The sequence below is a fragment of the Arsenophonus endosymbiont of Bemisia tabaci Q2 genome (assembly GCF_902713415.1).
Taxonomy (GTDB): Bacteria; Pseudomonadota; Gammaproteobacteria; order Enterobacterales; family Enterobacteriaceae; genus Arsenophonus.
This window is the reverse complement of the sequence record NZ_CACTIE010000173.1, coordinates 1-7,835: the sequence shown is the minus strand read 5'-3', so window position 1 is coordinate 7,835 and position 7,835 is coordinate 1. Positions and strand designations below refer to the sequence as shown.

At 37.0% G+C, this 7,835-nt stretch carries 4 protein-coding genes and 5 pseudogenes; 2 read left to right on the top strand and 7 right to left on the bottom strand.

Translation table 11 applies throughout. From position 1 onward, the window contains the following. The 5 genes and pseudogenes from ARSQ2_RS14975 to ppiB all read right to left on the bottom strand — a co-directional run. Window positions 1-807: pseudogene (locus ARSQ2_RS14975) on the bottom strand (hypothetical protein); the annotation flags it as partial. Between the two features lie 143 nt (window positions 808-950). Beyond that, window positions 951-2,039 (bottom strand): annotated as a pseudogene (gene purK, locus ARSQ2_RS09185) (5-(carboxyamino)imidazole ribonucleotide synthase). Next, window positions 2,036-2,571: pseudogene (gene purE, locus ARSQ2_RS09180) on the bottom strand (5-(carboxyamino)imidazole ribonucleotide mutase). Before purE ends, purK begins: the two co-directional pseudogenes overlap by 4 nt. A gap of 127 nt (window positions 2,572-2,698) precedes the next feature. Further along, window positions 2,699-3,424 carry a UDP-2,3-diacylglucosamine diphosphatase gene (gene lpxH, locus ARSQ2_RS09175; protein WP_181995112.1) on the bottom strand — a complete coding sequence of 242 codons (726 nt, stop codon included), beginning with the start codon at window positions 3,422-3,424 and terminating at the stop codon, window positions 2,699-2,701. Continuing rightward, window positions 3,391-3,921, bottom strand: a pseudogene (gene ppiB / locus ARSQ2_RS09170) (peptidylprolyl isomerase B). Before ppiB ends, lpxH begins: the two are co-directional and overlap by 34 nt. Window positions 3,922-4,191: 270 nt before the next feature. Here ppiB and cysS point away from each other — a divergent pair. Continuing rightward, complete coding sequence (gene cysS, locus ARSQ2_RS09165) at window positions 4,192-5,583, top strand: cysteine--tRNA ligase (protein ID WP_181995111.1); 1,392 nt, start codon at window positions 4,192-4,194, stop codon at window positions 5,581-5,583. A gap of 557 nt (window positions 5,584-6,140) precedes the next feature. Here cysS and ARSQ2_RS14970 read toward each other — a convergent pair. After that, on the bottom strand, window positions 6,141-6,431 hold the full coding sequence (locus ARSQ2_RS14970; RefSeq protein WP_420837767.1) for a peptide deformylase: 291 nt from the start codon (window positions 6,429-6,431) through the stop codon (window positions 6,141-6,143). A gap of 522 nt (window positions 6,432-6,953) precedes the next feature. Continuing rightward, window positions 6,954-7,625, bottom strand: a pseudogene (locus ARSQ2_RS09155) (glycoside hydrolase family 68 protein); the annotation flags it as partial. A gap of 44 nt (window positions 7,626-7,669) precedes the next feature. Here ARSQ2_RS09155 and ARSQ2_RS14965 point away from each other — a divergent pair. Beyond that, the coding region (locus tag ARSQ2_RS14965; RefSeq protein ID WP_420837766.1) for an IS630 transposase-related protein at window positions 7,670-7,835 on the top strand (166 nt) is incomplete at its 3' end.

Here is a 7,835-nt window from a genome sequence, read left to right as displayed (position 1 = left end):
TCTATTAACGGTAATACCGCACCAAAGAAAGGCGGTATAGCTAGCGGCAATGATATAAAATTGCCAGGTGCGTAGGGCACCACTGGCAGTCCATATTTCTTTCGTTTTGTAAATTGTTTCTGAAGAGTGTTGTGTCAATTTGTCAGCGATCGTTTTGGGATGTGAAATTTCGCCTTGGCTTTCGCGTAAGGTTAATAGTGTAATAAAAACAACAATGGCCAAAAAAATCGCTGAAATGAGCGAGTGTATGCGCCATGAACCCCAGACACCGTGTTACCAGAAAATAGATCCAAGGGCCTACCACACCGCCTAAGCCACCAATATAGCTGGGCGACTTTAAAATGATTAAAAGTAATTACTCTATATCAGTAAATTTATATTGGAGAAAAAATATATTTTCTAATCAAAATTAAGACGCTTAGCTATAGTAAAGTAGAAGCCAAAAGCGAGTCCTTGTTTTTCAAACAAGCGCGAAATAACATAAGTACCTGGTACCGTTGCTAAAAAAGTAAAGCCAATGCCTAACAAGGCAGTACCAGAAAAGTAATCAAATAAACTGGCGGTAGAATAGAGGCAATAAAAGCCAAGGATAAAAATAGTAAGGCCGAATAATAATGTTATTCGAAGACCCAGTTTACGGATCATTAAGGTGGGTAGATAGCTTGATAAACCACAGGTTAATCCTAATATCGTGAACCCCAATCCTGCTTCTGCCCAGTTCTAATTGAATTCATTAATCATGCTAGGTAGCACGACACTTAGAGAATTGAAAGTGGTGGCTGTTGATAAGAACTAAATTAATCCCAATAAAACTCACATATACCATGAGTAAATAAGACCAAATATTTGTTGTTGTGCAGGCATTATGCCTCCTAAGCAGACAACTATTGCATGAAAACAGTAAGCTTAACAATAAACTGGCTTATTCAACATGGTAGTTGTTTTTATTTTCACTCATCGTGTCGTGGGGAATGCATTAATTTTGTGTTTAGCCATCCGATACTATCATTATATTCACTAGGAAGTAAGGTTTGTATTGTATTTAATGAGTTTTTTATCGCTTCCCGATTGTTACTACACAAATTTAGATGGCCTACTTTGCGCGCTGGACGAAGGTCTTTTTCATACCAATGTAGGTGAACTAAAGGTAATGACAACCATGCAGGATTTAATGCTGTACCTATCAAATTGATCATGACTGCCGTAGTGTTTATATTAGGAGTAGGAATTGGTAGATGTGAAATGGCGCGCAGATGGAGTTCAAATTAACTGATAGATGCGCCATTTTGCGTCCAGTGACCGCTATTGTGAACACGTGGCACTAATTCGTTAATTAGCAGTTTATCATTTAAAATAAAACATTCCATTGCCATCACACCCACATAATTTAATTTTGTCATAATGGTCAATAGCATCAATTCTGCTTGAATTTGCAATTTTATCTGGCTGCGGAAAAGCGATACTTGCCCGTAGTATGCCCTCTTGATGAAGATTGTATGTTAGCGGGTAAAAAACAACATTGGCCATTTATATTACGTGCACCAACGAGTGAAACTTATCCTAAAAAAGGAATGGCTTTTTTAACAATTGCTTGGCCCATAAATCTCAGCTGGCAGTATTGATAGGTTATCCGGTGTGATACGCCATTGTCCACTGCCGTCATAACCACCAGTACGACATTTAACAATAACAAAATCGCCTAACTCGGTAAATAATTGTGGCCATTGAGTTTGATTGGTAAGAGGTTGCCAGGGAGCCGTCGTTAAGGCTAAAGAATCTAGCAATTGCTTTTGTGGCAACCGGTCGGCCAGTTGCAGAAAGATATCGCGATTAATAAAGCTAGCTTGGCAAGCTAATTCACAGGTAAGCGGCGTTTCTGGCCAGCGCTCAATTTCAGCTGTTATGATGCTGTGTTGATAGGGGATAGTTTCTAATTTATCATCGATACCGATAGGATCGACACTAATACCTAACGGCTCTCCTGCTTGGCGTAACATGCGGCCTAACTGGCCATTACCAAGGACGCAAATCGATTTCATTCCACCTCCCGTGGATCGGGATTGCTTAAGAGGTCATTAGTTTGTTTTAAACGCCAGATTGATAAACGCTCATAAAGTTCATTATCTGTACCAGAAAGAAATTGGGCTGCCAGTAATGCTGCATTGGCTGCCCCAGCTTTACCAATTGCGAAGGTAGCCACCGGAATGCCCTTTGGCATTTGAACAATCGAATAAAGGCTATCAATACCATTAAATGTCGCTGTTACAAGGGGAACGCCAAAAACAGGAACTAACGTTTTAGCTGCTAGCATACCGGGTAAATGTGCCGGCTCGACCAGCACCGGCAATGATAATTTGCAATCCTTTTTCTTTTGCTTCTTCAGCAAAGGTGAAAAGTTTATCTGGCGTGCGATGAGCAGAAACAATTTCTACTTGATAGGGTAGTTCTAGTTCATTAAGTATATCGGCTCTGCATATTTTTCATCGTGCTCCAGTCGCTTTTGGAGCCCATTACGATGGCAATTTTGAAGTTAGAATGTGATGATTTCTGTGCATCAAATTGAGCGATCATTAATTTGTTGCTCCTGGATTTAAGTCATTTATTGATGGAAAATTAAGAGAGATCATATCATGGCTTCTAAAGAAGGAAAACCTTTGCCTAAATTTTTTATCACAGGATTAAGCTAAGATGGGAAACGTTAATAAAAAGGGAAATGAAGCAGTTCGATAGTTTTAGGCGTTATTTTGATCACTGAGCCATTTTGATCCCAGGCACCTAACACTGCTCGGTGTAATATTTTACCATTAACATTAATTTCATGGATAGCAGGTCGATGCGTATGGCCGTGGATCATCCAATCGACTTGATATTTTCGAAATTTTTCAATTACTGTTTGTTCATTAACATCGGTAATATACTCTGGCTTAAGTCGGGTTGCAGATTGGCTATTCTTACGCATTCTTTCAGCGATGCGGTGGCGGGTAGATAATGGAAGCGCTAGAAATAGCCGTTGCAAGCAGCGATTATATACTCGTTTTCGATAACGCTGATAGGAAATATGATCAGTACAAAGTGTATCACCGTGTAAAATGAGGATACTATAGCCATGTAGCGTTAATACTTTCTCTGCTGGTAATAAAATCATGCCACTTTCTTTAGCAAATTTCTTACCCAGTAAAAAATCACGATTACCATGAATAAAGTAGCAGGGAACACCTTTACTTTGCAGTTCCTTAAGTTCTTGCGCTATAGCTTCATGTAGCAGGCTGGGATCATCATCACCAATCCAATAATCAAAAAAATCACCTAAAATATACAAAGCCTTAGCTTGGCTCACCTGTTCGCGTAAAAAATGCAGAAAACCGGCAGTGATAGCCGGCTCTTTTTCACTTAAATGTAAGTCAGCAATAAATAAGATTGCCATAGTTTGCAATTATTCGTTAACCGTTTGATGATAACATCTTCAACTGGTACATCTTGATGTAAGTCACTACGACCTGTTTCAACTGCTTTAATTTTATCAACAATATCCATTCTTTCAACTACTTCGCCAAAAACACAGTAATCCAAGCCATTTTGCTGTTCTGAACGGAAATTTAGAAAGTCGTTGTCGACAACATTAATAAAGAATTGTGCTGTGGCTGAATGTGGATCATTGCTTCTAGCTATCGCGAGCGTACAACGGTTATTTTTTAATCCGTTATTCGCTTCATTTTTGATTGGATCCTTGGTCGTTTTTTGCTGCATTCCGGGTTCAAAACCGCCACCTTAGATCATAAATCCATTAATAACGCGATAAAAAATCGTGTTATCGTAAAATCCATCACGACAATAGTTTAAAAAATTTTTTACCGTTATGGGCGATTTCTCATCAAAAGTTTTAATGACAATATCGCCTAAATTGCTGTGAAAAGTTACCATAATCACTATCCTGATAAATCGTTATAAGTAATGTAAAAATCAAAAAGCAAAGTAATCAATTTAAAGTAGATCAACTATTTTATACCATATTGGGCTAATTGCGTCAGTATTTGTGGAATATTGAATAATTTCCTTGCGCCTTGTAGTTGCATAACTCAGAATATAGGGCTCCAATAGTTTTGTTTATTGGTAGCAATGGCCTCTTGCATAATCTTGTAATTAAAATAAACCATTTACCGCATGTACCGGCTGATGATGGAAAAAGTTTCAATGTTAAAAATTTATAATACACTAAGTCTTCAAAAAGAAGAGTTTAGACCAATTACCCCAGGCAAAATTGGCATGTACGTGTGTGGTGTTACTATTTATGATTTATGTCATATTGGTCATGGCAGAACTTTTGTCGCTTTTGATGTGATTAGCCGTTATTTGCGTTATCTTGGTTATGACCTGACTTATGTGCGTAATATTACTGATGTGGATGATAAGATCATCAAACGGGCAGCTGAAAATAATGAAACATGCGACACTTTGACATCACGCATGTTGGCTGAAATGTATAAGGATTTTGATGCGTTAAATATTTTGCGCCCCGATTTTGAGCCAAGAGCAACTGACCATATTAAAGAAATTATTGATTTGTCTGCGCGCCTAATTGAGCGTGGCCATGCTTATATTGCAGACAATGGTGATGTCATGTTTGCTATTAATAGCGATCCTGATTATGGACTATTATCCCGACAAGATCTCGAGCAATTACAAGCTGGAGCACGGGTTGAAGTCACGGATGCCAAGCGTAATCCATTAGATTTTGTGCTATGGAAAATGTCTAAACCGAATGAGCCCAGTTGGTCTTCTCCTTGGGGAGATGGGCGACCAGGTTGGCATATAGAGTGTTCAGCCATGAATGGTAAACAACTGGGTGAACATTTTGATATCCATGGTGGTGGGGCAGATTTGATGTTTCCTCATCATGAAAATGAAATTGCTCAATCATCCTGTGCCCATAATGGCCCCTATGTAAACTATTGGATGCATACTGGAATGGTTATGGTAGATCGGGAGAAAATGTCAAAATCATTAAATAATTTCTTTACCATTCGTGATGTATTGACATATTATGATGCCGAAACAGTGCGTTATTTCTTATTATCAGGGCATTATCGTAGTCAATTAAATTATACCGAGGAAAATTTAAAGCAGGCTCGCACCGCGCTTGAGCGTCTGTATACCGCTTTACGAGATACTGATACTAATAATTTTATATCTACTGATAATGAAATATTTAAGCGGCGTTTTATGCAAGCAATGAACGATGATTTTAATACGCCGGAGGCTTATTCAGTTCTATTTGATTTGGCAAGAGAAATTAATCGAATGAAAGTCGATGATATGGCAATGGCGAATGGATTAGCAGTACAATTACGCCAATTAGCCAATGTCTTGGGGTTATTAACACAGGATCCTGAACAATTCTTACAAAGTCGAGCACAAGTTTCTCACAGTGCTGACATAGAAAAAATTGAGGCATTAATTAAGCAACGTAATGATGCACGCGAAAACAAATTATGGGCTCAGGCTGATTCAGCGCGCGATGAACTGACTAAAATGAGCATTATATTAGAGGATAGTTCGCAAGGAACCGTATGGCGTCGTAAGTAAAAACAGGTTCAAATTTTAGTCTATATATGGTTGTTAGATTGATTGTTTTTAGCTAAGTTTTGGTTTGTTGTGTAAATAGCGTGGTTAAAGCGAATGTTTCTTTATAGGATTTATTTCATCAGTAAACTATAAATCAATTCACCCACCATGAGATCGCCAGCGCCGGCTGTACCAATAATTTTACAAGCCGGCAGTTTTGCCAACTATATTCCGCTATTATTAATCCATATCGGCTCCTCTTTACCTAATGATATTATTATATGATTAATACCCTCTTTTGTGATCGTAAGGCTGTTTGTTGAATATCCAGTAAAGCAGCAAGTGATTGATCAGCCCATATTCCAGTTGGTATCAATTCTAATTTATTTATACTGCTACTTAAGAGATTCTTTAAGTTTGGTAACTTATAAGCTTAATTTATTATTAATATGTTAAAAACGAATATTGCTTTGATAGTTCGTCATGTTTTCATTAATAAGTGAATTTGATTGAGCGTGAATTATTTCTAAATAGCCTCATGTTTTGCCAAAGCTTTTCCTGTTAATACAACATTACCTTTATTTTTCTGTTTTCATTATGTTTAATGCTTCGGAGGTTGAAACAAATTGGCAATCATTACATAAACAATCAATATATAATTTAGCATTTAAATGATCTATTTCATGCTTAATAAGCCTAGGCAAAAATCCTTTTGCGTGAACACTTATTTTCTTACGTTCTAATGTATAAGCCTCATAATGTATTTCATTATAGCGATAAACTTCGCCGATCTTATTTTGTACTGAAAAACAACCTTCCCAATCTTTAATTTGACCGGCATTTAATATAGGGGTATAAACCGGATTTATTAGTATCGTCGGTCATAAAGTATTATAAACATATTTACGTTTTTCTTTTTCCTCTGGAGGTATCTGAATAATTACAATCTTAAATGGATAACCAATTTGAGGTTCGGCTCAACCGGCTGGTTTTCCTAAAGGAATTTTTAAATTATGGAAAAATTTTTGAAAAGTAGAAATAATTTTTTTGCTTGCTATTTAGCGATAATATTACAGATGTTGCTAACTTGAGTAATATATTATGATCGTCTTCTTCAATAGTAATTAATCGTACCGTATCTTTCATATTATTACCTTTATTACTATTTGTTAATGCATAACAGAAACTGATTTTCTCAAGGAATAGTAGAATCACATAAAAAAATATTTTCTTTATAATTGCTAATATTCTTTTAGTTTATATAGGTGTCACTCAGAATATTGATTGATATTTGAATTGAATAATCAAGCGTATTTTTACTCTTCATTATGTTTTTTAAGCGATATTTTATAATGAAATCGAAAATATCGCTCAATATCAAGATAATTTATTTATCTGAAAACTATCTTTTTTAGCGGTGTAATAAAGCCGTAATCAAACTGTTTGACGAAAAAAGTTCTATTACCAACAATTTTAATTTGCACAGTCGGTGCTTCGGTGCCACCGATACGAAACTTGTCACCACGACCAGGAACGTTATCGATGAATGAAGTGACAAAACCCTTAGGCATAACATAATGTGAGTAAGTCTGAAACGGTTGGGAAGATTGATTGCCTAACACTAAACCAGAACCGTTAAGTGGTGTATAAGACCCGAATAATGAATCGCTGACAAAACCATAAACACCATCTGGGCCTTTCAAACCATCGGCATAAGTGTATTGATGACTAATGGTAAAAAGATAATATTTACCATCTTTAAATACAAAATATGGATGCTCTGTTTGATCATTTACACCTACGGCGGTGAGCAATGGAGGAATTATTTCCCAATTATTTCCCGTGCTGTCTCTTGCCACTGCAAAACCAATACAACCAACTTGATACTTAGCGCCGCCCACATCCTCAAAACCTGGCGGCACATCGCCCATATCAGCGCTAGAAATAATATAGGAGCCTCTATCACCGGCAACATTACCCTCAAAGATTATATAAAGATTGCCATCATTGGGATCAATGAAAGGGCAAGGATCGCGGAAATTCCAATATTCATTCTGTTCTTCTGCCTGATATAGCTAAGCGACTTAATTTTGATGACATTATTTATATGAGCTATTCAATTGATTTTAGACGTAAAGTGATATTTACGATGGAAGAAGGGTTGAGTATCCGAAAAACAGCGAAGCAATTTCGGATTGGCTCTCCATCTGTATCGCGTTGGATTAATCAAATAGAGCCAAAAGCATCGACTACGCGTCAGCGAAAAATCGATA

Excerpts from the sequence above, each read along its gene's own strand:
- lpxH (WP_181995112.1), bottom strand. The coding sequence starts at position 3,424 with ATGGCAATCTTATTTATTGCTGACTTACATTTAAGTGAAAAAGAGCCG.
- cysS (WP_181995111.1), top strand. The coding sequence starts at position 4,192 with ATGTTAAAAATTTATAATACACTAAGTCTTCAAAAAGAAGAGTTTAGA.